This is a genomic window from Mesorhizobium sp. P2_F5, assembly GCF_056403715.1.
This window is the reverse complement of sequence record NZ_JBFUEY010000026.1, coordinates 15115-36735: the sequence shown is the minus strand read 5'-3', so window position 1 is coordinate 36735 and position 21621 is coordinate 15115. Positions and strand designations below refer to the sequence as shown.

Genomic DNA, 21621 nt, shown 5'->3' with positions numbered 1-21621 from the left:
ACAAACTCAGGGAGAGAAACCATGATCGAATACGGTCATTTCATCGGCGGCAAGCATGTCGCCGGGACCAGCGGGCGCAAGCAGGATGTCATGCAGCCGATGGACGGCACGGTGCGCGGCACGGTGGCGCTGGCTTCGCCGGCGGAATTGCGCGCGGCTGTTCTCAACGCCAAGGAAGCACAGCTCAAATGGGCTGCGACCAACCCGCAGCGCCGTGTGCGCGTCTTGATGAAATTCCTCGAACTGGTCGCTCGCGACTATGACGAACTGGCCGACATACTGGCGCGCGAACACGGCAAGACCATCGCCGACGCCAAGGGCGACATCCAGCGCGGCCTCGAAGTGGTCGAAGTCTGCATCGGCGCTCCGCACATGATGAAGGGCGAATTCACCGACGGCGCCGGCCCCGGCATCGATGTCTATTCAATGCGCCAGCCGCTCGGCGTCGTCGCCGGCATCACCCCGTTCAATTTCCCGGCAATGATCCCGCTGTGGAAGATCGCGCCGGCAATCGCTTGCGGCAACGCGTTCATCCTGAAGCCCTCGGAGCGTGATCCGGGCGTGCCGATGCGCATCGCCGAACTGTTCATCGAGGCCGGCCTGCCTGCCGGCATCCTCAACGTCGTCAACGGCGACAAGGACGTCGTCGACGCCATTCTCGACGATGCCGACATCAAGGCCATCGGCTTTGTCGGTTCGACGCCGATCGCGCATTACATCTATTCGCGCGGCACGGCCGCCGGCAAGCGCGTGCAGTGCTTCGGCGGCGCCAAGAACCACATGATCATCATGCCCGACGCCGACATGGACCAGACGGTCGATGCGCTGATCGGCGCCGGCTACGGTTCGGCCGGCGAGCGCTGCATGGCGATCTCGGTGGCGGTTCCGGTCGGCAACGACACCGCCAACCGGCTGATGGAAAAGCTGATCCCGCGTGTCGAAAGCCTCAAGGTCGGCCCGTCGACGGATTCGTCCGCCGATTTCGGCCCGCTGGTGACGGCGCAGGCCCTGGAGCGGGTCAAGGGCTATGTCGACATTGGCGTCAAGGAAGGCGCCAAGCTGGTCGTCGACGGCCGCGGCTTCAAGATGCAGGGCTACGAGGACGGCTACTATATGGGCGGCTGCCTGTTCGACAACGTCACCGCCGACATGCGCATCTACAAGGAAGAGATTTTTGGCCCGGTGCTTTCGGTGGTGCGCGCGCCGACCTATGAGAACGCCATCAAGTTCGCCAATGACCACGAAATGGGCAATGGCGTCGCCATCTTCACCCGCGACGGCGATGCCGCGCGTGACTTCGCTTCCCGGGTCCAGGTCGGCATGGTCGGCATCAACGTGCCGATCCCGGTGCCGATCGCCTACTACACCTTCGGCGGCTGGAAAGCGTCGTCCTTCGGCGACCTCAATCAGCATGGCCCGGATGCGTTCCGCTTCTACACCAAGACCAAGACGGTGACGTCGCGCTGGCCGTCCGGTATCAAGGACGGCGCGGAGTTCGTCATCCCGACGATGAACTGACCGGATGCTTCTTCGTTTGCGTGTCCTCGCCTCGGCTGTGGGCACGCGGGCGAGCTGATCCACCCTATTTGAGATGAAAAAGGCCCGGGCGGAAAAGCCCGGGCCTTTCTGCCTTCGGGTCGCGGGTCGTATCGGCCGCTTGTTATTTTCTCTCGCTGACACCATATATGGAACATAGCGGGAACATCCGCTGGATGGCAGACCGGAACACAGAAAGGAGCGACGCGATGATGACGTCGGAACCGGCCTGGGTCGTCCCGGCAAAATGAGGCCGTCAACCACCTCTTCTTGCCGGGATGCGATGGCAAAGGAGGTGCTCTATGGCACGCAAATCTCTGTTAGCTTGGGTGAAGACCCTGGTTCTTGCCGGTGCACTGGCGATGGGCACGAGTGCCGCCAGCGCTCGGTACCAGTTCTGCGTTGAGCACGGCGTTCTCGTCGCGCATCTGAGCGAGAATTTCCAGGAAAAGCAGTTTGCGTTCGGGCTGATCGGTCAGACCGCGATCATGGAAGTCTTCGTCGGTGAGAGCGGAACCTGGACGATCGTCGTCACCAATGTCGCCGGCACAAGCTGCATCATCGCGGCCGGCAACAATTGGGAAAGTGTCGTGGCCCAGTCCGGCCACGATACATGACGGAACAGGCGCTGTGCCTTGCGTCACCCCACCGTAAAAAGCCGGTGAACGGTGGCCTCGCCGGCGGCATGGTCATGCGCCGATTTCCAGCCGCGTGATCCGCTCACCGGCCAGCATGAAGTTATAGTGCAGCGTCGCCGGACTGCCGGGGAAATTGCCAGAGACGATGCCGGCGACCCGCCACACATGGCCGTTGACCGTCGCGTCGGCGACCTCCACTGTCACCCGGTACTTGCGTGTGGTTGCATCCATCCAGCTGCGGATGGCAGCTGACCCCTGATGGGTTTCGCCTTCGTCGCGAACCGTGGCGTCCGGTGCGAAGGGGGTGAGCATTGCGTCGATGTCGTGCCGGTTCTTGGCAGCAAAATAATCCGCCAGCGGCTGGGGAAGCTTTACGGTCATGGTCTCGTCTCCGGTTCCGATTGTCGCCCGCCGGCTTGACGTCGGCGGTGCTTGTTCGATCCCTAAAGTGAGATATGCTGCGGAAATGACAAGAACCGACGAAAAGGTAAGGTACTTACCTGAAAGTAAGGCCGGGCCTGAAAGCAAGATTGGGCCTGAAAGCAAGGTCGCACCGTTGACGCCCTCATCCGCGGCGAGCGGCGTCGAGAATGTGCTGCGCATCCTCGAAGGGCGCTGGAAACTGGTGATCCTGTTTCATCTGTTCGGCGGCAAGGTGCTGCGCTTTTCCGACCTTGAACGGGCGATTCCGGCGATCTCGCAGAAGATGCTGATCCAGCAGTTGCGGCAGATGGAGGCCGACGGCATCGTGCGCCGTATCGTCCACCATCAGGTGCCGCCGAAGGTCGAGTATTGCCTGACGGATTGGGGCCAGGCCCTGTGCCCGGCCCTCGACGCCTTGCTGAAATGGGCAGCACTTCGCGAATCTGCGGAAGTCTGACGCCGACCGTGCCTGCAACGCGCCGCAAGGCCCGCAAAGGTGCTTGTTTTCAGATCGGGGCCGCACCATATCGAATCCAGGGAATGTGATAAAATTCCCAGAAGACAGACCGGAAACCAGAAGGAGTGACGTGATGAAAACGTCGGACCCGGCCTGGAACGCTCCGGCACATTGAGGCTGCCTATGTGCCTCCCTTTGCCGGAACGTGAAGGCGAAGGAGGTGCCAAATGGCACACAAATTTTCGTTTCGATGGATCAGGATAGCTGCGATCGGCGCCGCGCTGGCGCTGTCGACGCTGCCCGTACAGGCGCAACTCGTCTGCGGCGGCCACAGTGATGTTATCGCCGGACTGGCGCAGGCCTTTCAACAAAGGCAGATCGGCTACGGAGTTGTCGGGCAAGCTGCCATTGTCGAAATCTATGTCTCGGCAAGTGGGACATGGACCTTGCTGATAACCGACGTAAACAGCCAAAGCTGCATCCTCGCGATCGGTGAGGGATGGGAGGATACCCTCACCGTGACCGAGATGGCGCACGGGAACTGAGTTGCCTGATCAGCGGGTGGCCGCCGTCTCGGCATGGCCGCGCAGCAGCGCCATCAGGCGTTTGGCGTCCTTGGCGGCGGCTTCCTCGTCGCCGGCCAGGATTGAGCGGATCAGGGCGACGTGGTGCTCGGCGGATTCGGCAAGGCCGGTGTCGGCCTTGTAGCGGAACCAGAAGCGACGGCTGTGGGTCTGCAAGGGTGCGGCAAGGCGCGCCGCGAACGGGTTGTCGGCAGCCAGCGCCAGGGCCTCGTCGAGCGCCTTGTCGGCCTGGATGAAGGCCAGCACATTGCCGGAGATGACCGCCTTCTGCATGGATAGCGCCGCGTCGTGAAACATGTCGGCGGCTTCACGGGTGACGAAACGGGCGGCCGAGCGGGCCAACACCACCTCGACGCCGCGGCGCGCGTCGAGCACGCGCAGCCAGTCGCCGGGATGCAGCGGGGCAATGGCGATGCCGGCGCGCGGCCTGACGTCCAGCAGCCCTTCCCAGGCCAGGCGCTGGATCGCTTCGCGCACCGGCGTGCGGCCAAGGCTGAGCCTTTCGATCAGGGCGCCCTCGGTGACGAAGCTCGACGGCGCCAGTTCCAGCGTCACGATCATGTGCTCGAGCACGCGGTACGCCTTGGCGGCAGCCGGTTCGGATGTCGTGCCTGGTTCGATGGATATCAAAGGCGGTCTCCTGATATATTTTAGATATATCATAACAGATTCCGCATTGACAGCGGATTTCTTACCAGATATACGGCTGATATATCAGATGGAGAAATGACCATGTGGACCGGAGTTTTCCCCGCCGTCACGACCAAATTCACTGCCGACGACCGCCTCGATCATGCCGAGATGGAGCGCTGCTTTGCCTTGCAGATGGAGGCGGGTTGCGACGGCATCATAGTGTGCGGCTCGCTCGGCGAAGGCCCGATGCTGTCGCATGACGAGAAGATCGAGGTGCTGAAGACGGCGCAGAAAGTCGCCGGGAAGAAGCCGGTGCTGCTGACCATCAATGAGGCCGGCACCCGCGAGGCGGCAAGCATCGCCAAGCGCGCGAGCCGGGAAGGCGCCAACGGGCTGATGGTGGTGCCGAGCCCGATCTACCACACCAATTCGGAAGAGACGGTTGCCGCCTTGCGCGCCGTCGCCCAGGCCGGCGACCTGCCGGTGATGATCTACTCCAACCGGCTCGCCTACCGCGTCGACGTCACCGTCGACCAGATGGAGGAGCTGGCCGCCGACAAGCGCTTCGTTGCCATCAAGGAATCGTCCGACGATATCCGCCGTTCGACCGAGATCATCAACCGGTTCGGCGACCGCTACGACCTCTTCACCGGCGTCGACAATCTCGCATTCGAGGCGCTGTCGGTCGGCGCCATCGGCTGGGTGGCGGGTCTGGTCGTCGCCTTCCCGCGCGAGACCGTCGCCATCTACCAGCTGATGAAGCAGGGCCGCCGCGAAGAGGCGCTTTCGATCTACCGCTGGTTCCGGCCGCTGCTCGATCTCGATGTCTCGACCTATCTGGTACAAAACATCAAGCTTGCCGAAGTGTTCGCGATCAACACAAATGATCGCGTGCGCATGCCGCGTCAGCCTTTGGCGGGCGAGCGCCGCAAGGCAGTCGAAAAGATCGTCAAGGACGCACTGGCGGTACGGCCGAAGCTGCCGACGTTCTGAGGAAGGTTGGATGCCGTCTCATCTCAAGCGTGTCGAAAGCGATGGAGACTGGACGGCATATCACAGCATACGCAAGCGCGTTCTTTGGGAGGATCGGGGCTTGGGCGGTTATGACGAACGGCATCCCGACGACCGTCTTGCCAACAATCATCCGCTGCTCCTCATGCATGATAACGGGCCGGTGGGGACTGCCAGGCTGGATGTTGTCGACCAGCACCTCGGCATTGTCAGGCTTGTTGCGATCGAATCCGGGCTGCAGCGGCGCGGCCTGGGGCGCGCCCTCATGAGGCAAGTCGAAACCTATGCCCGTGGTCTCGGTCTCGTTCGGCTGGAAGTCAATGCCGCCAGGGATGCCGAAGGGTTCTATCAAAGGCTCGGCTGGGAGATTGTACAGTCTGACCGGAAGAACCCGCTGATGACGAAAGCCCTGAAAGCTGGAGACAGCCCATCGTGACTGCGCAAACGCTGGACATCGCCATTGTCGGTGGCGGCATTGTCGGCATCTGTGCCGCAGCCCTGCTGGCCGAGGCAGGGCGCAGCGTCACCATCTTCGACCGCACCGGCATTTGCGAGGAAACCAGTTCCGGCAATGCCGCCGCCTTTGCCTTCTCCGACGTGCTGCCGATGGCGCATAAGGGGATGATGCGGCAATTGCCGAAATGGCTTGCCGACCCGCTCGGGCCGCTCGCCATACCACCAGCCTATTTGCCCAAACTCCTGCCTTGGCTGATCCGCTTTTGGCGCGCCGGCGCGTCGAGGCATTACGAGGCGAGCCTCGCCGCGCAGGCCGGCATGATGAAGCTCGCCGAGGCAGAATGGATGGGACTGCTCGACCGTTCCGGCGCGCGGCCGATGCTGCACGAGGACGGCTCGCTGGAACTCTACGAAAGCGAGGCCGAGTTTCAGGGCGGGCTCCCCGGCTGGGCGGCGCGCGAGCGTTTCGGCATCGGCTTTCGCCATGTCGAAGGCGACGAACTGGCGCGGCTGCAGCCGGGCCTGTCGCCGCGCTTCATCAAGGGCACCTTCGTACCGGTATGGAAGACCGTTGCCGACCCGAAACTGCTCGGCAAGGCGGTGTGGGCCTATGCCGAAGGGTTGGGCGCGCGTTTCGAAAAAGCACGCGTCGAGCGCGTCGCGGCCGATCATGCTGGCGCGACGCTAACGCTGGCCGACGGTACGACCAAGCAGGCAAGGAACCTCGTCGTCGCGGCTGGCGCATGGTCGCATCTGCTGGCCAAGAACCTCGGCGACATTATCCCGCTCGAGACCGAGCGCGGTTACAACACGACCTTGCCGAAGACCGCCTTCGATGTGCGGCGGATGCTGATCTTCTCCGGCCACGGCTTCGTCATCACGCCGCTCGACACTGGACTGCGCGTCGGCGGCGCCGTCGAGTTGGGCGGACTCGACCGGCCGCCGAATTTTGCGCGCTCGAAGGCCATGCTGGAAAAAGCCAGACAATTCCTTCCGGGGCTGGACGCGTCAGGTGGCCGCGAATGGATGGGCTATCGCCCGTCGCTGCCGGATTCGCTGCCGGTCATCGGCACGGCGCGCACCGCGCCCAACGTCGTCTACGCCTTTGGCCATGGCCATCTCGGCCTGACCCAGGCGGCGGCCAGCGGCCGCTTGATCCGCGATCTCGTTCTCGGGCAGACTTCGCCGATCGATCTTGCTCCCTTCAGCCCGCAACGGTTTTGAGTTCGAGGAAATCATGGCCAAAAAATTCTTCTTCTGCATCGACGGCCATACGTGCGGCAATCCGGTGCGGCTGGTCGCCGGTGGCGGTCCTTTGCTCCAGGGTTCGACGATGATGGAGCGGCGGGCGCATTTCCTGGCGGAATATGACTGGATCCGCACCGGGCTGATGTTCGAGCCGCGCGGCCATGACGTGATGTCGGGCTCGATCCTCTATCCGCCGACGCGCGAGGATTGCGACATCGCCATCCTGTTCATCGAAACCTCGGGCTGCCTGCCGATGTGCGGCCACGGCACGATCGGCACGGTGACGATGGCAATCGAGCATGGGTTGATCAAGCCAAAGACGCCGGGTGTGCTCAGGCTCGACACGCCGGCCGGGCTGGTCATCGCCGAGTACAAACAGGTGGGCGACTATGTCGAGGAGGTGCGCATCACCAATGTGCCGTCATTCCTTTATGCCGAAGGGCTGACGGTCGACTGCCCGCAGCTTGGCGAAATCACTGTCGATGTCGCCTATGGTGGCAATTTCTACGCCATCGTCGAGCCGCAGGCGAATTACCGCGACATGGCTGATTATTCCGCCGGCGACTTCATCGCCTGGAGCCCGGTGGTGCGGCAGCGGCTCAACGAGAAGTATTCATTCGTGCATCCGGAAAACCCCGGCATCGTCGGGCTGTCGCACATGCTGTGGACCGGCAAGCCGACGGTGGCGGGCGCGGATGCGCGCAACGCCGTCTTCTATGGCGACAAGGCGATCGACCGCTCACCTTGCGGCACAGGCACTTCGGCGCGCATGGCGCAGCTTCATGCCAAGGGCAAGCTCAAGGCGGGCGACAGCTTTGTCCATGAATCGATCATCGGTTCGCTGTTCAAGGGCAAGGTGGAAAAGGACGTCACCGTCGCCGGCAAGCCGGCCATCATTCCGTCGATCGGCGGCTGGGCGCGGCTGACCGGCCTGAACACCATCTTCATCGACGACCGTGACCCGTTCGCGCACGGGTTCGTGGTCAAGTGAGGTTGCGGGGCTGCTGATCGTCCGGCCCGACAGAAACCTCACGGCGAAACCAGTCGGCAAAGGTGAGCGCGGCGGGCGAGGCATTCGCCGCCATGGTCAGGAAGTATGCCTTGTCGCGATTGGTCGAGATGTCGGACAGGACCACGAGGTCGCCCCGCTTCAGTTCGTCGCGGAAAACATCGACTGGACAAAGCGCCACGCCGTGGCCGGCAATGACCGCAGTCGCCAGAATGTTGAAGTCGGCAAAGACCGGCCCGTTGCCGACATCGACCTTGGCCAGTCCGGCCTCGGCAAACCATTCGCCCCAGCCCTGACGGTTCTCGTCATGCAGCAGGTCGGCGCCGGCGATCCCGGCAGGGGTTCGCAGATGCTCCCTGCCGGCCAGGTAATAGGGGCTGCACACCGGCCGGTTGAGGCGCGAAAACAGCTTCAGACTGGTGACGCCGGGCGTCGGATCGGCGCCGAGCGTGATCAGCACGTCATTGTCGCCATCGCCAAGCCTGTCCTCGGCCTTGGCATAGGCGACGCGCATGCCGATGTCGGGATGGCTGGCGGTGAAGGCGGGCAGGCGGGGCACCAGCCAGCGGCTGGCGATGGACGGGATGCAACCTACCGAAATGGTTGCTGCCGCGGCGTTGCGCCGGATGCGCCGGCAGGTGGCGCCGAGTTCGGCAAGGGCAGCACTCGCTGACGCTTGCAGGATCACGCCGGCGTCGGTCAGCCTTACCTTGCGTGCGTCGCGATGGAAGAGCGGCACGCCCAGCCACTCCTCCAGGCGCCTTATCTGGTGGCTGATCGCCGGATGGGTCACATGCAGCTCCTCGGCGGCAGCGGAAAAGCTCAGGCGGCGCGAGGCAGCCTCGAAAGCGCGAATGGCATTCAGCGGGATGTAGTCCATCTGTAAGATTTACTAACATGATCGGTGAGAAGCAATCATTTGAAAGCCTGCCTGGCATGCGGCATCTCTGCTGCGGATCATCAATTCCACCCATAACTTTCCGGCCCATGGCCGGTATCCGCAGGGAAATCGTCATGTTCACCAGACAATTGGCTGATGTAGAAAAATCTGACTTCTTCGTGAATTGGGGCAATGGCACCAGCCACCGGCTACTGACCCAGCAGGACGGCATGGGCTTCACCGTCTGCCACACCGTCGTGCGCGCCGGCAGCGAATCGCGCCTCCATTATCGGCAACATTTCGAGGCCTGCTATTGCATCGCGGGCGCCGGCGAGGTCGAGGACATGTCCGGTGCGGTGCATCGTATCGAGCCGGGCACGATCTATGTGCTCAATGAGCATGACGAGCACTATCTGCGGGCCGATGCCACAGGCGATATGATCCTGGTCAGCGTCTTCAATCCGCCCTTGAAGGGCACGGAGCGGCATGCGCTGAGCGAGGACGGTGGGTCCGCCTACTGATCACAGACGGGCAGGCGCTTCCAGTCCGGCGGCCGGGCCTGGACGCTCGGATACACATAGTCTTTTATCGACCATCGCGGGCCACTCGCTCGAGGCTTTGTGGCGAAGTAGCAAGAATCTTGCCCCCGAGGAAAGGAATGTGGCTAAAAAACGAAGCCTGTCAGCAACGCAACGATTCGTCTCATCACCTAATTTTGACGGTGATTTCTTCGAAATGGGGTGCATTGTCCGGCTGAATCGTCAAAGACATTGCGTTATGCCAATGATAGGGTCCGCGATAGTCCAGGGGTCGGGAGCAAAAAACGGGCAATCGGAAGGCGTGCCGGCAAAACACGCACGACGTTTGAAAAATCACGTTGCAATCCGGGCTCGAAACTTTACGACTAGGGGAAATACGAAAAGGAATGCGTCTGCATGGGCGACATTCCAGGGGAGCCATGTACACATGCAGTATTTTGTCCAGCAGCTTATCAATGGGCTGACGCTGGGATCGATCTATGGGCTGATCGCAATCGGCTACACGATGGTCTACGGCATCATCGGCATGATCAACTTCGCCCATGGCGACATTTTCATGGTCGGGGCCTTCGCCGCCCTCGTCGTCTTCCTCATCCTCGGCTCCTTGTTCTATTCGGTGCCGGTCGTCCTGGCGCTGCTGATCATGATGATCGTGGCGATGCTGCTCACCAGCCTCTACAACTGGACGATCGAGAAGGTGGCCTACCGGCCGCTGCGCGGTTCGTTCCGGCTGGCGCCGCTGATCACCGCCATCGGCATGTCGATCGCGCTGTCGAACTTCATCCAGGTGACGCAGGGTCCGCGCAACAAGCCGATCCCGCCAATGGTCAGCAAAGTCTACGACATCTACGGCATCAGCGTGTCGCTGAAGCAGATCATCATCGTCATCGTCACGGCGCTGCTGCTGGCGCTGTTCTGGTACCTGGTCAACAGGACTTCGCTCGGCCGAGCGCAAAGGGCCTGCGAGCAGGACCGCAAGATGGCGGCACTGCTGGGCGTCGATGTTGATCGTACGATCTCGATCACCTTCATCATGGGCGCGGCCCTGGCGGCCGTCGCTGGCACGCTGTTCCTGATGTACTACGGCGTCATCGCCTTCTCCGACGGCTTCGTGCCGGGCGTCAAGGCCTTCACCGCGGCCGTCCTCGGCGGCATCGGGTCGCTGCCGGGCGCGGTGCTTGGCGGGCTTTTGATCGGCTTCATCGAGAGCATGTGGTCGGCATATTTCTCGATCGACTACAAGGACGTCGCGGCGTTCTCCATCCTGGCGATCGTGCTGATCTTCCTGCCTTCCGGCATTTTGGGCCGGCCAGAAGTCGAAAAGGTCTGAGACAATGGCGGTTTCCGTATCCTCGGAGCGCGACACCGTCGCCTCCCCCGTGCAGCGTGCATTTCGTGAAGCGCTCTATGCCGGCGCCATCTCGCTGGGGCTGTTCATTCTGTTCATCGGCCTGAAGACCGACCAGAACATCAGCAACCAGCTGATCCTGGCGCAGCGCTGGGGACTGCTCATCACCGTGGTCGTGCTGACCATGCTTGGCCGCTTCTTCTACATTGCCTATGGCCAGCCGTTCATGGCCAATCAGAACATCGCCGATGTCGCCACCGGCCTGTTGCCGGCGAGCGTGGCGTCGCGCTTCTTCCAGCTTCCGGCCTTCATTGTGGCCGTCGTGCTAGCGGTTATCCTGGTTGCGTTCAGCAGCGCCCTGCCGGCGTTGGTGGGACCCGATCTGGCCGGCTATCTCCAGTTCCTGCGCGCGCTGGCCGTCATCTATGCGCTCGCCTGCGTGATCTTTTATTTCCGCGCATTCATCCACGCCAATTTCACCAAGCTCGGCATTGCGGCGCTGGTGCTATACCCGATCCTTGTCGTCGTGGTGCTGTCGGTCTATGCGTGGTCGATCATGGGCGGCCTGCAGGGGTCGTTGAAATGGGTCGACAATTACGGCATCCAGATCCTGATCTATGTGATGCTGGCCTGGGGCCTGAACATCGTCGTCGGCCTCGCCGGTCTGCTCGACCTTGGCTACGTCGCCTTCTATGCGGTCGGTGCCTATGCCTATGCGCTGCTCGGCTCCCACTACGGCCTGTCGTTCTGGATCCTGCTGCCGGCAGCCGGCGCCATGGCCGCCTTCTGGGGCGTGCTGCTCGGCTTTCCGGTGCTCAGGCTGCGTGGCGACTATCTCGCGATCGTCACGCTGGCCTTCGGTGAGATCATCCGGCTGGTGCTGATCAACTGGCGCGACGTGACCAACGGCTCGGCCGGCGTCTCCGGCATCCCGAAGGTCACCTTCTTCGGCCTGATGACGTTCAATTCGTCGGATCCGAACTATATCGGCAAGGTGCTGGATATCGCCCAGTCGAGCGCCTACTACAAGATCTTCCTCTATTACCTGATCCTGGCGCTGGCGCTGCTCACCGCCTTCGTCACCACTCGGTTGAGGCGCATGCCTGTCGGCCGCGCCTGGGAAGCACTGCGCGAGGACGAGATCGCCTGCCGCTCGCTCGGCATCAACACCACCACCACCAAGCTCACCGCCTTTGCCACCGGCGCCATGTTCGGCGGTTTTGCCGGCGCGTTCTTCGCCGCGCGGCAAGGTTTCGTCAGCCCTGAATCCTTCGTCTTCCTGGAATCGGCCATCATCCTTGCCATCGTCGTGCTTGGCGGCATGGGCTCGCTGGTCGGTATCGCGGTCGCCGCGCTGGTGATGATCGGCGGCACCGAGGCGTTGCGCGAACTCGATTTCCTGAAGAGCATCTTCGGCAAGGACTTCACACCGGAGCTCTACCGCATGCTTCTGTTCGGCATGGCCATGGTCATCGTCATGCTGTGGAAGCCGCGCGGCTTCGTCGGCAGTCGTGAACCGACAGCCTTCCTCAGAGAACGAAAAGCCGTCTCCAGTTCCTTCACCAAGGAAGGGCACGGCTGATGAGTGCGAATTCGATGAAAGACGCCATTCTCCAGGTCGAGCATCTGTCGATGAAGTTCGGCGGCCTGGTCGCTATCGGCGACCTGTCCTTCCAGGCCAAGCGCGGCGAGATCACCGCGCTGATCGGACCCAACGGCGCCGGCAAAACCACCGTCTTCAACTGCATCACCGGCTTCTACAAGCCGTCGGAAGGCATGATCACGCTCAACGGTGCCGACGGCTCGAGCTTCCTGCTCGAACGGCTGCCCAATCATGAGATCCCGGCGCGCGCCAAGGTGGCGCGTACCTTCCAGAACATCCGGCTGTTCTCCGGCATGACGCTGCTGGAGAACCTGCTGGTTGCCCAGCACAACAAGTTGATGAAGGCATCGGGCTATACGATCCTTGGCCTGTTCGGGATCGGTGGCTACCGCCGAGCCTCGGCCGAATCGGTTGAGCTTGCCAAGCACTGGCTGGAGAAGGCCGATCTTGTCGACCGCGCCGACGATCCGGCCGGCGACCTGCCCTATGGCGCGCAGCGACGGCTCGAGATCGCGCGCGCCATGTGCACAGGGCCCGAGCTTCTGTGCCTCGACGAGCCTGCGGCCGGTCTCAATCCGAAGGAATCGGCAGCGCTCAATTCGCTGCTGATGGACATCAAGAGCAGCACCTCGATCCTGCTGATCGAGCATGACATGTCGGTGGTCATGCAGATTTCCGACCATGTCGTGGTGCTCGAATATGGCCGCAAGATTTCCGACGGCAGCCCGCAATCGGTGCGCACCGACCCGCGCGTTATCGCCGCCTATCTCGGCGTCGACGACGAGGAGGTCGAAACCGTTCTGACCGAGGTCGGCGATGAAGACGTCATCGAGCAGTTGGATATCGGGCCGGACTCGGCACACGGGCCAGGCACGTCGTCTTCTTATCTCGCCGGTCCGGTGAGCGACACGATCGGCCATAGCGAGGGCGAGCGGGTCACGGTTTCGAAGGGCGCCTCGAAGGCAGCTCAATTCGATGCAAAGGCCAACGTCGCGCCGAGAAAACCGACCGAGCGGGCCACGGCCAAGCCCGCCGGGAAATCCCCGACATCCAAGCCGCGCGGAGGGCGTAAGTGATGGCCGAGACAACGCTGCTCGACATCAAGGGCGTCGAGACCTACTACGGCAACATCAAGGCGCTGAACGGCGTCGATGTCCACGTCAACCAGGGCGAGATCGTCGCGCTGATCGGCGCCAACGGTGCGGGCAAGTCGACGCTGATGATGACCATCTTCGGTGCGCCGCGGGCCCGTTCCGGCACCATCACTTTCGCCGGCACCGACATCACCCAGATGCCGACGCACGAGATTGCCCGCATGCGCATCGCGCAGTCGCCGGAAGGCAGGCGCATTTTCCCACGCATGACGGTAATGGAAAACCTGCAGATGGGCGCCGGTCTCGACAACCTCAAGCACTATGATGAGGATGCCGAGAAGGTGTTCACGCTGTTCCCGCGCCTCAAGGAGCGCATCGCCCAGCGCGGCGGCACGCTGTCGGGCGGCGAGCAGCAGATGCTGTCGATCGGACGCGCGCTGATGGCGCGGCCGAAGCTGCTCCTGCTCGACGAGCCGTCGCTGGGCCTGGCGCCGCTGATCGTCAAGCAGATCTTCGACGCCATCCGCGAGTTGAACCGCACGCAAGGGCTGACCGTGTTCCTGGTCGAGCAGAACGCCTTCGGCGCGCTCAAGCTCGCCACGCGCGGCTATGTCATGGTCAACGGCAACGTGACCATGAGCGGCACGGGTAAGGAACTGCTCGCCAATCCCGAAGTGCGCGCGGCCTATCTCGAAGGCGGCCATCACTGAGTTTGGAGCGAAATTTATGCATACGGTATTCCGCTCCAAGTTGTTTGTTTGTCGCATGACCTTTGTCCGAAAAGTCTGCAACTTTTCGGGGGCATGCTAGGGAGTCTTCACCATGCAAGGCATTCTCTACGAAGAACCTTCCATCTGGCAGTTCTTCTTCGTCACCTGTCTGCTCGGCGGCTGGGCGGCATGGATGACCGGCAAGGCCAGCGCCCAGACATGGCGCAGCCTGCCGGCGCTGTTCGCCTACCTGCTGGGGCTCGGGATCGGCATCAGGTTCATCCATCATGCCCTGTTCGGCGGCACGATGTTTTCGCTGCAATACTATGTCGTGGACACAATCGTGCTCATGATATTCGGGTTTGTCGGCTATCAATACACGCGCACCAACCAGATGGTGACGCAGTATAATTGGCTTTACGAACGTGCTTCGATCTTAAGCTGGAAACCGAAAGGCTGACGTTCATCATTAACGCCGTTTCGGGGATGAATCGGCGTGACAAGGGCCTGAAAATCGGCAAAGTACGCTTTCTGCGATAAGGGTGGGCATCGCATGAAAGTATCATCCACGCCCACCTCGTAAATGGGAGCGTTTCAATGAAGAAATCACTTTTGTCCGCCGTTGCCCTGACCGCGCTTGTCGCGTTCGGCGGTAACGCATGGGCTGATGTCCTCGTCGGCGTCGCCGGTCCGATCACCGGTCCGAATGCGGCCTTCGGTGCGCAGCTGCAGAAGGGTGCGGAAGCGGCCGTTGCCGACATCAACGCAGCAGGCGGCATGAATGGCGAGCAGATCAAGCTCGAAGTCGGCGACGACGTCTCCGATCCGAAGCAAGGCATCTCGGTCGCCAACAAGTTCGTCGGCGATGGCGTCAAGTTCGTGGTCGGCCACTTCAACTCGGGCGTCTCGATTCCGGTGTCGCAGGAAGTCTATGTCGACAACAATATCGTCGAAGTGACCCCGGCGGCGACCAACCCGAAATTCACCGAGCGCGGCCTGTGGAACGTGTTCCGCACCTGCGGACGCGACGACCAGCAGGGCGGCATTGCCGGCGCCTATATTGCGGCCAACTTCAAGGACGCCAAGGTTGCCGTCATCCACGACAAGACCCCCTACGGTCAGGGCCTTGCCGATGAAACCAAGAAGGCGATGAACGCAGCCGGCCTGACGGAAGTCATGTACGAAGGCGTCAATGTCGGCGACAAGGACTTCTCGGCGCTGATCGCCAAGATGAAGGACGCCGGCGTCACCCTGATCTATTGGGGCGGCCTCCACACCGAAGCCGGCCTGATCATCCGCCAGTCGGCTGACCAGGGCCTCAAGGCTACCCTGATGTCGGGCGACGGCATCGTCACCGACGAGCTGGCTGCGATCGCCGGCGACGCGGTTATCGGTACGCTCAACACCTTCGGTCCGGATCCGCGCCTGATCCCCGAGAACAAGGCACTGGTCGAGAAATTCCGCGCCCAGGGCTTTGAGCCGGAAGCCTACACGCTCTACGCCTATGCCGCTATGCAGGTCATCGCCGAAGCCGCTGCCGTGGCCAAGACGAACGACCCGGTGGAAGTGGCCAAGGCCCTGCATGAGAAGGGTCCGTTCAAGACCGTTCTGGGCGACCTCGCCTATGACGAGAAGGGCGATCCGAAGCTCCCGGGCTACATCATGTACGAGTGGAAGAAGGGTCCCGACGGCAAGATCACCTGGCTGCCGAAGGGCTGATCGGATAACGCAATTCCTACGAAATGCCCGGCGCTTGCGCCGGGCATTTTTCTTTGACCAGACGCCTAGGTCCGAGCAGGGGTGGTGGCATTGGCTACAAAAGAACCTTTAGCCGGAGCCGGATTGAGTGCTGGATGACAATTCGCGTCACTTCGCGACGCCATTCGCACGCAGTCTTTCGCTTTGCAGTGCTAGAATCCATTTAAATCGGTTTAATCGCCTCCCGATTTTGGTTGCACTGCAGCATTTTCGCGTTAATCATTGCTGAGCCCCCATCCCTCCCTGTCCGGAGCCTTCTTCCTTGGCCATCACGAAGATCCTCGTCGCCAACCGGTCCGAAATTGCCATCCGCGTCTTTCGCGCGGCCAACGAGCTCGGGCTCAAAACCGTGGCGATCTGGGCCGAGGAGGACAAATATTCGCTGCATCGGTTCAAGGCCGATGAAAGCTACCAGGTCGGGCGCGGGCAGCATCTGGCCAAGGACATGGGGCCGATCGAAAGCTATCTGTCGATCGAGGAAGTGATCCGCGTCGCCAGGCTTTCAGGCGCCGACGCCATCCACCCGGGCTACGGCCTTTTGTCGGAGAGCCCCGAATTCGCAGATGCCTGCGCTGAGGCCGGCATCACGTTTATTGGCCCGAAGCCGGACACGATGCGCCGGCTCGGCAACAAGGTTGCCGCGCGCAATCTCGCCATTGAGGTCGGCGTGCCGGTGATCCCCGCCACAGACCCGTTGCCGGACGATATGGAGACGGTCAAGAAACTGGCCAAGGAGATCGGCTATCCGGTGATGCTGAAGGCCTCGTGGGGCGGTGGTGGGCGCGGCATGCGCGCCATCCGCGCCGAGGCCGATCTTGCCCGTGAAGTCACGGAAGGCAAGCGCGAGGCGAAAGCCGCCTTCGGCAAGGACGAGGTCTATCTCGAAAAGCTGATCGAGCGCGCGCGCCATGTCGAGGTCCAGGTGCTTGGCGACACGCATGGCAACGCAGTGCATCTGTTCGAGCGCGACTGCTCGATCCAGCGCCGCAACCAGAAGGTCGTCGAACGGGCGCCGGCGCCATACCTTGAAATGTCGCAGCGCGAGGAGCTTTGCGGCTACGCGCTGAGGATCGCTCGCGAGACCAGCTATATCGGCGCCGGCACGGTGGAATTCCTGCAGGACGCCGACACCGGCAAATTCTACTTCATCGAGGTCAATCCGCGCATCCAGGTCGAGCACACCGTCACCGAGCAGGTGACCGGCATCGACATCGTCAAGGCGCAGATCCACATCTTGGACGGCTTTGCCATCGGCACGCCGGAATCGGGCGTACCGGCGCAGAAGGACATCAGGCTGAACGGCCACGCGCTGCAGTGCCGCATCACCACCGAAGATCCCGAGCACAATTTCATTCCGGATTACGGCCGCATCACCGCCTATCGCGGCGCCACCGGCTTCGGCATCCGGCTCGACGGCGGCACCGCCTATTCGGGCGCGGTCATCACCCGCTTCTACGATCCGCTGCTGGAGAAGGTGACGGCCTGGGCGCCGACACCGGCCGAGACGATCGCCCGCATGAACCGGGCGCTGCGCGAGTTCCGCATCCGCGGCGTTGCCACCAACCTCACCTTCCTCGAAGCGATCATCAACCACCCGAGCTTCGCCGACAATTCCTATACGACCAAGTTCATCGACACGACGCCGGAGCTGTTCCAGCAGGTCAAGCGCCAGGACCGCGCCACCAAGCTGCTCAACTACCTGGCCGACGTGTCGGTCAACGGTCATCCGGAAACCCGCGGCCGGCCCATGCCGAAGGCCGATGCGGCAGCACCTGTCGTGCCTTATCTCAACGGCAATGTGCCGGGCGGCAGCAAGCAGAAACTGGACGTGCTCGGCCCGCAGAAATTCGCTGCCTGGATGCGCGAGCAGAAAGAGGTGCTGGTCACCGACACGACGATGCGCGACGGCCATCAGTCGCTGCTTGCCACCCGCATGCGCACGCATGACATTGCCAATATCGCCGGTACATACGCTCGGGCCTTGCCGCAGCTCCTGTCGCTTGAATGCTGGGGCGGCGCCACCTTCGACGTCGCCATGCGCTTTCTCACCGAGGATCCGTGGGAGAGGCTGTCGCTGGTGCGCGAGGCAGCCCCCAACCTTCTGCTGCAGATGCTTCTGCGCGGCGCCAATGGCGTCGGCTACACCAACTACCCCGACAATGTCGTGCAGCATTTCGTCAAACAGGCAGCGGCCGGTGGCGTCGATCTGTTCCGCGTTTTCGATTGCCTGAACTGGGTCGATAACATGCGCGTCGCCATGGACGCGGTGGGCGCCGAGGGCAAGCTGGTCGAAGCGGCGATCTGCTACACCGGCGATATCCTCGATCCAGCGAGGGCCAAATACGACCTCAAATACTATGTCGGACTGGCGAAGGAATTGCAGGCCGCCGGCGCCCACATCATCGCCGTCAAGGACATGGCCGGCCTGCTGAAGCCGGCCGCCGCACGCGTGCTGTTCAAGGCGTTGCGCGAGGCAACCGACCTGCCGATCCATTTCCACACCCACGACACGTCGGGCCTGTCGGCGGCGACGGTGCTGGCGGCGGTGGAAAGCGGCGTCGACGCCATCGACGCGGCGATGGACTCTCTCTCCGGCAACACCTCGCAGCCGTGCCTGGGCTCGATCGTCGAGGCGCTGAAGGGAACCGAGCGCGATCCCGGCCTCGACCCGCAATGGATCCGCCACATCTCGTTCTATTGGGAGGCGGTGCGCAACCAGTACGCCGCTTTCGAAAGCGACCTGAAAGGGCCAGCGTCGGAGGTCTATCTGCACGAGATGCCGGGCGGCCAGTTCACCAACCTCAAGGAGCAGGCGCGCTCGCTCGGGCTGGAAACGCGCTGGCACGAGGTGGCGCAGACCTATCACGACGTCAACCTGATGTTCGGCGACATCGTCAAGGTGACGCCGTCGTCCAAGGTCGTCGGCGACATGGCGCTGATGATGGTCAGCCAGGACCTGACTGTCGCCGACGTCGAGAACCCCAACAAAGACATCGCCTTCCCGGACTCGGTGGTGTCGATGCTGCGCGGCGATCTCGGTCAGTCGCCGGGCGGTTGGCCGGAAGCCTTGCAGAAGAAGGTGCTGAAAGGCGACAAGCCGATCACGGTGCGGCCGGGCTCGCTGTTGAAGCCCGCCGATCTCAAGGCCAACCGCAAGGAGATCGAGCAGAAGCTGGAGCGCAAGCTTAGCGAGTACGAATTCGCCTCGTGGCTGATGTATCCAAAGGTGTTTTCCGACTTCGCCGCGGCGCAAGAGACCTATGGCCCGGTCAGCGTGCTGCCGACGCCGACCTATTTCTACGGCATGAAGTCGGAAGACGAGATTTTCGTCGACATCGAAAAAGGCAAGACCCTGGTGGTACGGTGCCTTGCGATCGGCGATGTCGACGAGAAGGGCATGGTCACGGTGTTCTTCGAGCTCAACGGCCAGCCGCGAAGGGTGAAGGTTCCCGACCGCGCGCATGGCGCGTCCGCCGCCAAGGCGAGGCGCAAGGCCGAGCCCGGCAATGAGGCGCATGTCGGCGCGCCGATGCCGGGCGTGGTCTCGGCGCTTGCGGTTGCCGCCGGCCAGGCGGTCAAAGCCGGCGACGTGCTGTTGTCGATCGAAGCCATGAAGATGGAGACGGCGCTGCATGCCGAGCGCGACGGCACGATCGTCGAAGTGCTCGTCAAAGCGGGCGACCAGATTGACGCGAAGGATCTGCTGATCGCCTTTGGCTAAGGCGTACTGATATTCAGGTGAGGCCGGCCGGCAAATGGCGGCTTCCTGCGCTTCCGGTGCTCATATGTGGACGGCCCCCTGCTTGCAAGGTTTGGCGGAGATAGTTTGATCGGATCGCTTGCGCTCATATGTCCGGCCTTTTGCGCGCAGTTTGTGAGCGCTGGCCAAGATGGGCTCCGCGGATAGCGAGTTCCAAACACGTACACGGCATTGGCTGCCGGTGAGCACCTCGGAATGCCTCGCTGGTCCCGGTTCGACCGGTCACACCATCTTCTCCTCTTGCTTGCAAGTTCCGGCCTTCAGCGTCGAGTGTGGGCTCGGCGCCGAACTCTTAATGCTCTACGGCTGCACAGGCGCCGGATAGGTGGCGTCGAGGGGGCGGTACTGTTCTCCGCTGACCATCAGCTTCCAGGCGATGCGGGCCAGCTTGTTGGCGAGCGCCACCGCCGCAAGCTTGGGGGCTTTGCGTGCTATCAGGGCTGCCAGCCATGGCCAGAACCTTTTGCTGCCACGCCGCATGTGCTGGATGAGAGCGGTAGCGCCCGCCACCAGCACGCTTCGCAGCATCTCGTCGCCAGCACGGGTAATCACCCCAAGCCTGTTTCTGCCTGCCGTAGAATGGTTCTTCGGCGTCAGTCCGAGCCAGGCGGCAAAGTCCCGTCCCGGACCTAAAGCCGTACGCATCCGTAACCTTGATGGCCAGCAGCGTCGCTCCGACAGGACCAATCGCTGGTATGGCGGCCAACCGTTGGCTCATTTCGCTGTACCGATGAAGCGAGAGCAGCTTTTCATCGAGCGTGGCAACCTCAGCGCTGATATGCGCATAGTCGCGCGCCAGGGTCTCGAACATCTCCCTGGCTGCGTCCGGGATCGCCTTGTCGGTGCGAATGTCGGCCAGCAGATCGCCGAGGCGGGAAAGTCCCTTGGGCGCAACAAGGCCGAACTCCGCCGCAAAACCCCGCATCGAATTGGCCAGCTGCGTGCGCCGGCCGATGAACTGCGCGCGCAGTTTCGCCAGCATCTGCGCCGCCTGCTGGTCGGCGCTCTTGACGACAACGAAACGCATATTTGGCCGGCTCATTGCCTCGCAGATCGCCTCGGCATCGGCGGCATCCGACTTGGAGCGCTTCACATAGGGCTTCACGTACTGCGCCGGTAGCAGCATCACATCATGACCCAGCGCGCGCAATTCCCGCGCCCAGTAGTGCGCCGCGCCACAGGCTTCCATGCCAATCTTCAGCGGCGAAAGCCCGGCAAAGAAGGCAAGCACCTGATTGCGCCGTAGCTTCTTGCGCAGCACCGGCTGCTCAGCTTCGTTCACGCCATGCAACTGGAAAACGCTCTTTGACGTATCCATGCCAATGCGAATAAGTTTATCCACGGACGGTCTCCCTTGTTTGAGATCTGCAACGACCTCATTCTGGCACATCACGATGCCGTCGGGGGCCGTCCACCCCAACACGTGCTTTAAGTACGCTCCGCTCCGGTTCTCGAAAACACCATTTTCGGCACGGCCTGACCTGAATCTCAACACGCCTTAAGGCGTGCGCAACTCTTCATGCCGCATCGATAATGGCTTGACCCGCCGCGCCTGCTCGGGCATCGAACCCGCTCCAATTTTGCCGCGCCAGAATCGCGGTGCTTAAAAAGAAGCGGAGAAAAAACATGGCCGACGACATCACCGAGACCAGCCAGACTGTTGCCGCCGGCCAGTTGCGCGCCTTCATCGAGCGCATCGAGAGGCTCGAGGAAGAAAAAAAGACCATCGCCGACGACATCAAGGAAGTGTTCGCCGAGGCCAAGGGCACCGGCTTCGACACCAAGGCGATGCGGTCGATCATCCGGCTGCGCAAGAAGGATCAGGCCGAGCGGCAGGAAGAAGACGCCATCCTCGATCTGTATATGGCGGCCCTCGGCATGGTGTAAGAGAACTGTATGGAAATTCTACCTGGCTGATATCGCCGGAGCGGATT

The 21621-nt window shown here is 62.3% G+C and carries 19 protein-coding genes and 2 pseudogenes; 17 read left to right on the top strand and 4 right to left on the bottom strand.

Features of this window, described 5'->3' with window-relative positions; all coding sequences use genetic code 11:
- Window positions 1-21 precede the first annotated feature (21 nt).
- Window positions 22-1518 carry a CoA-acylating methylmalonate-semialdehyde dehydrogenase gene (locus AC1DYO_RS27465; RefSeq protein ID WP_477267547.1) on the top strand — a complete coding sequence of 499 codons (1497 nt, stop codon included), beginning with the start codon at window positions 22-24 and terminating at the stop codon, window positions 1516-1518.
- Between the two features lie 320 nt (window positions 1519-1838).
- Window positions 1839-2153, top strand: coding sequence for a hypothetical protein (locus AC1DYO_RS27460; RefSeq protein ID WP_477267546.1), 315 nt, complete (start codon window positions 1839-1841; stop codon window positions 2151-2153).
- 72 nt (window positions 2154-2225) lie between these two features.
- On the opposite strand, the gene AC1DYO_RS27455 is transcribed toward AC1DYO_RS27460, so the two are convergent.
- Entirely contained in the window at window positions 2226-2555 is a 330-nt protein-coding gene (locus AC1DYO_RS27455; RefSeq protein WP_477267545.1) for a nuclear transport factor 2 family protein, read from the bottom strand.
- A 175-nt stretch (window positions 2556-2730) separates the two neighbouring features.
- Here AC1DYO_RS27455 and AC1DYO_RS27450 point away from each other — a divergent pair, with 175 nt between their 5' ends.
- Window positions 2731-3054, top strand: a complete 324-nt coding sequence (locus AC1DYO_RS27450) for a winged helix-turn-helix transcriptional regulator (protein ID WP_477267544.1) — start codon at window positions 2731-2733, stop codon at window positions 3052-3054.
- Between the two features lie 227 nt (window positions 3055-3281).
- Window positions 3282-3599 carry a hypothetical protein gene (locus AC1DYO_RS27445; protein ID WP_477267543.1) on the top strand — a complete coding sequence of 106 codons (318 nt, stop codon included), beginning with the start codon at window positions 3282-3284 and terminating at the stop codon, window positions 3597-3599.
- A gap of 9 nt (window positions 3600-3608) precedes the next feature.
- Here the strand turns inward: AC1DYO_RS27445 and AC1DYO_RS27440 are convergent, their stop codons facing one another.
- On the bottom strand, window positions 3609-4301 hold the full coding sequence (locus tag AC1DYO_RS27440) for a GntR family transcriptional regulator (RefSeq protein ID WP_477267542.1): 693 nt from the start codon (window positions 4299-4301) through the stop codon (window positions 3609-3611).
- Window positions 4302-4370: 69 nt separating this feature from the next.
- On the opposite strand from AC1DYO_RS27440, the gene AC1DYO_RS27435 reads away from it, so the two are divergent.
- The 4 genes from AC1DYO_RS27435 to AC1DYO_RS27420 are packed head-to-tail and all read left to right on the top strand — an operon-like array spanning window position 4371 to window position 7977.
- The gene (locus AC1DYO_RS27435) at window positions 4371-5264 is read left to right on the top strand and encodes a dihydrodipicolinate synthase family protein (RefSeq protein WP_477267541.1); all 894 of its coding nucleotides are present in this window, start codon (window positions 4371-4373) and stop codon (window positions 5262-5264) included.
- 10 nt (window positions 5265-5274) lie between these two features.
- The gene (locus tag AC1DYO_RS27430) at window positions 5275-5718 is read left to right on the top strand and encodes a GNAT family N-acetyltransferase (RefSeq protein ID WP_477267540.1); all 444 of its coding nucleotides are present in this window, start codon (window positions 5275-5277) and stop codon (window positions 5716-5718) included.
- Window positions 5715-6962 carry an NAD(P)/FAD-dependent oxidoreductase gene (locus AC1DYO_RS27425; protein WP_477267539.1) on the top strand — a complete coding sequence of 416 codons (1248 nt, stop codon included), beginning with the start codon at window positions 5715-5717 and terminating at the stop codon, window positions 6960-6962. Before AC1DYO_RS27430 ends, AC1DYO_RS27425 begins: the two co-directional genes overlap by 4 nt.
- A 13-nt stretch (window positions 6963-6975) precedes the next feature.
- Window positions 6976-7977: a 4-hydroxyproline epimerase gene (locus AC1DYO_RS27420; RefSeq protein WP_477267538.1), complete on the top strand. Its 1002-nt coding sequence runs from the start codon at window positions 6976-6978 to the stop codon at window positions 7975-7977.
- Here the strand turns inward: AC1DYO_RS27420 and AC1DYO_RS27415 are convergent.
- Window positions 7970-8875, bottom strand: a complete 906-nt coding sequence (locus AC1DYO_RS27415) for a LysR substrate-binding domain-containing protein (RefSeq protein WP_477267537.1) — start codon at window positions 8873-8875, stop codon at window positions 7970-7972. The two genes, AC1DYO_RS27420 and AC1DYO_RS27415, sit on opposite strands and share 8 nt — an antisense overlap.
- A gap of 134 nt (window positions 8876-9009) precedes the next feature.
- On the opposite strand from AC1DYO_RS27415, the gene AC1DYO_RS27410 reads away from it, so the two are divergent.
- The 8 genes and pseudogenes from AC1DYO_RS27410 (at window position 9010) to pyc (ending at window position 19648) form a co-directional block, all read left to right on the top strand.
- On the top strand, window positions 9010-9396 hold the full coding sequence (locus tag AC1DYO_RS27410; protein WP_477267568.1) for an ectoine synthase: 387 nt from the start codon (window positions 9010-9012) through the stop codon (window positions 9394-9396).
- 445 nt (window positions 9397-9841) lie between these two features.
- Entirely contained in the window at window positions 9842-10744 is a 903-nt protein-coding gene (locus AC1DYO_RS27405) for a branched-chain amino acid ABC transporter permease (protein WP_181057722.1), read from the top strand.
- Between the two features lie 4 nt (window positions 10745-10748).
- On the top strand, window positions 10749-12344 hold the full coding sequence (livM, locus tag AC1DYO_RS27400) for a high-affinity branched-chain amino acid ABC transporter permease LivM (RefSeq protein WP_477267536.1): 1596 nt from the start codon (window positions 10749-10751) through the stop codon (window positions 12342-12344).
- Window positions 12344-13429 (top strand): annotated as a pseudogene (locus AC1DYO_RS27395) (ABC transporter ATP-binding protein); the annotation flags it as partial. The gene livM and the pseudogene AC1DYO_RS27395, both read left to right, overlap by 1 nt.
- A gap of 11 nt (window positions 13430-13440) precedes the next feature.
- A complete protein-coding gene (locus tag AC1DYO_RS27390) occupies window positions 13441-14169 on the top strand; it encodes an ABC transporter ATP-binding protein (protein WP_142869801.1) in 729 nt (242 codons plus the stop codon).
- Between the two features lie 112 nt (window positions 14170-14281).
- Window positions 14282-14629: a DUF6867 family protein gene (locus tag AC1DYO_RS27385; protein WP_477267535.1), complete on the top strand. Its 348-nt coding sequence runs from the start codon at window positions 14282-14284 to the stop codon at window positions 14627-14629.
- 137 nt (window positions 14630-14766) lie between these two features.
- Window positions 14767-15888 carry a branched-chain amino acid ABC transporter substrate-binding protein gene (locus tag AC1DYO_RS27380; protein ID WP_477267534.1) on the top strand — a complete coding sequence of 374 codons (1122 nt, stop codon included), beginning with the start codon at window positions 14767-14769 and terminating at the stop codon, window positions 15886-15888.
- Between the two features lie 301 nt (window positions 15889-16189).
- Window positions 16190-19648, top strand: coding sequence for a pyruvate carboxylase (pyc, locus tag AC1DYO_RS27375; RefSeq protein WP_477267533.1), 3459 nt, complete (start codon window positions 16190-16192; stop codon window positions 19646-19648).
- A gap of 339 nt (window positions 19649-19987) precedes the next feature.
- Here the strand turns inward: pyc and AC1DYO_RS27370 are convergent.
- A pseudogene (locus AC1DYO_RS27370) lies at window positions 19988-21029 on the bottom strand (IS110 family RNA-guided transposase).
- Between the two features lie 284 nt (window positions 21030-21313).
- Between AC1DYO_RS27370 and AC1DYO_RS27365 the strand changes: the two are divergent.
- Window positions 21314-21574 carry a DUF2312 domain-containing protein gene (locus tag AC1DYO_RS27365; protein WP_477267532.1) on the top strand — a complete coding sequence of 87 codons (261 nt, stop codon included), beginning with the start codon at window positions 21314-21316 and terminating at the stop codon, window positions 21572-21574.
- The last annotated feature ends 47 nt before the right edge of the window (window positions 21575-21621 follow it).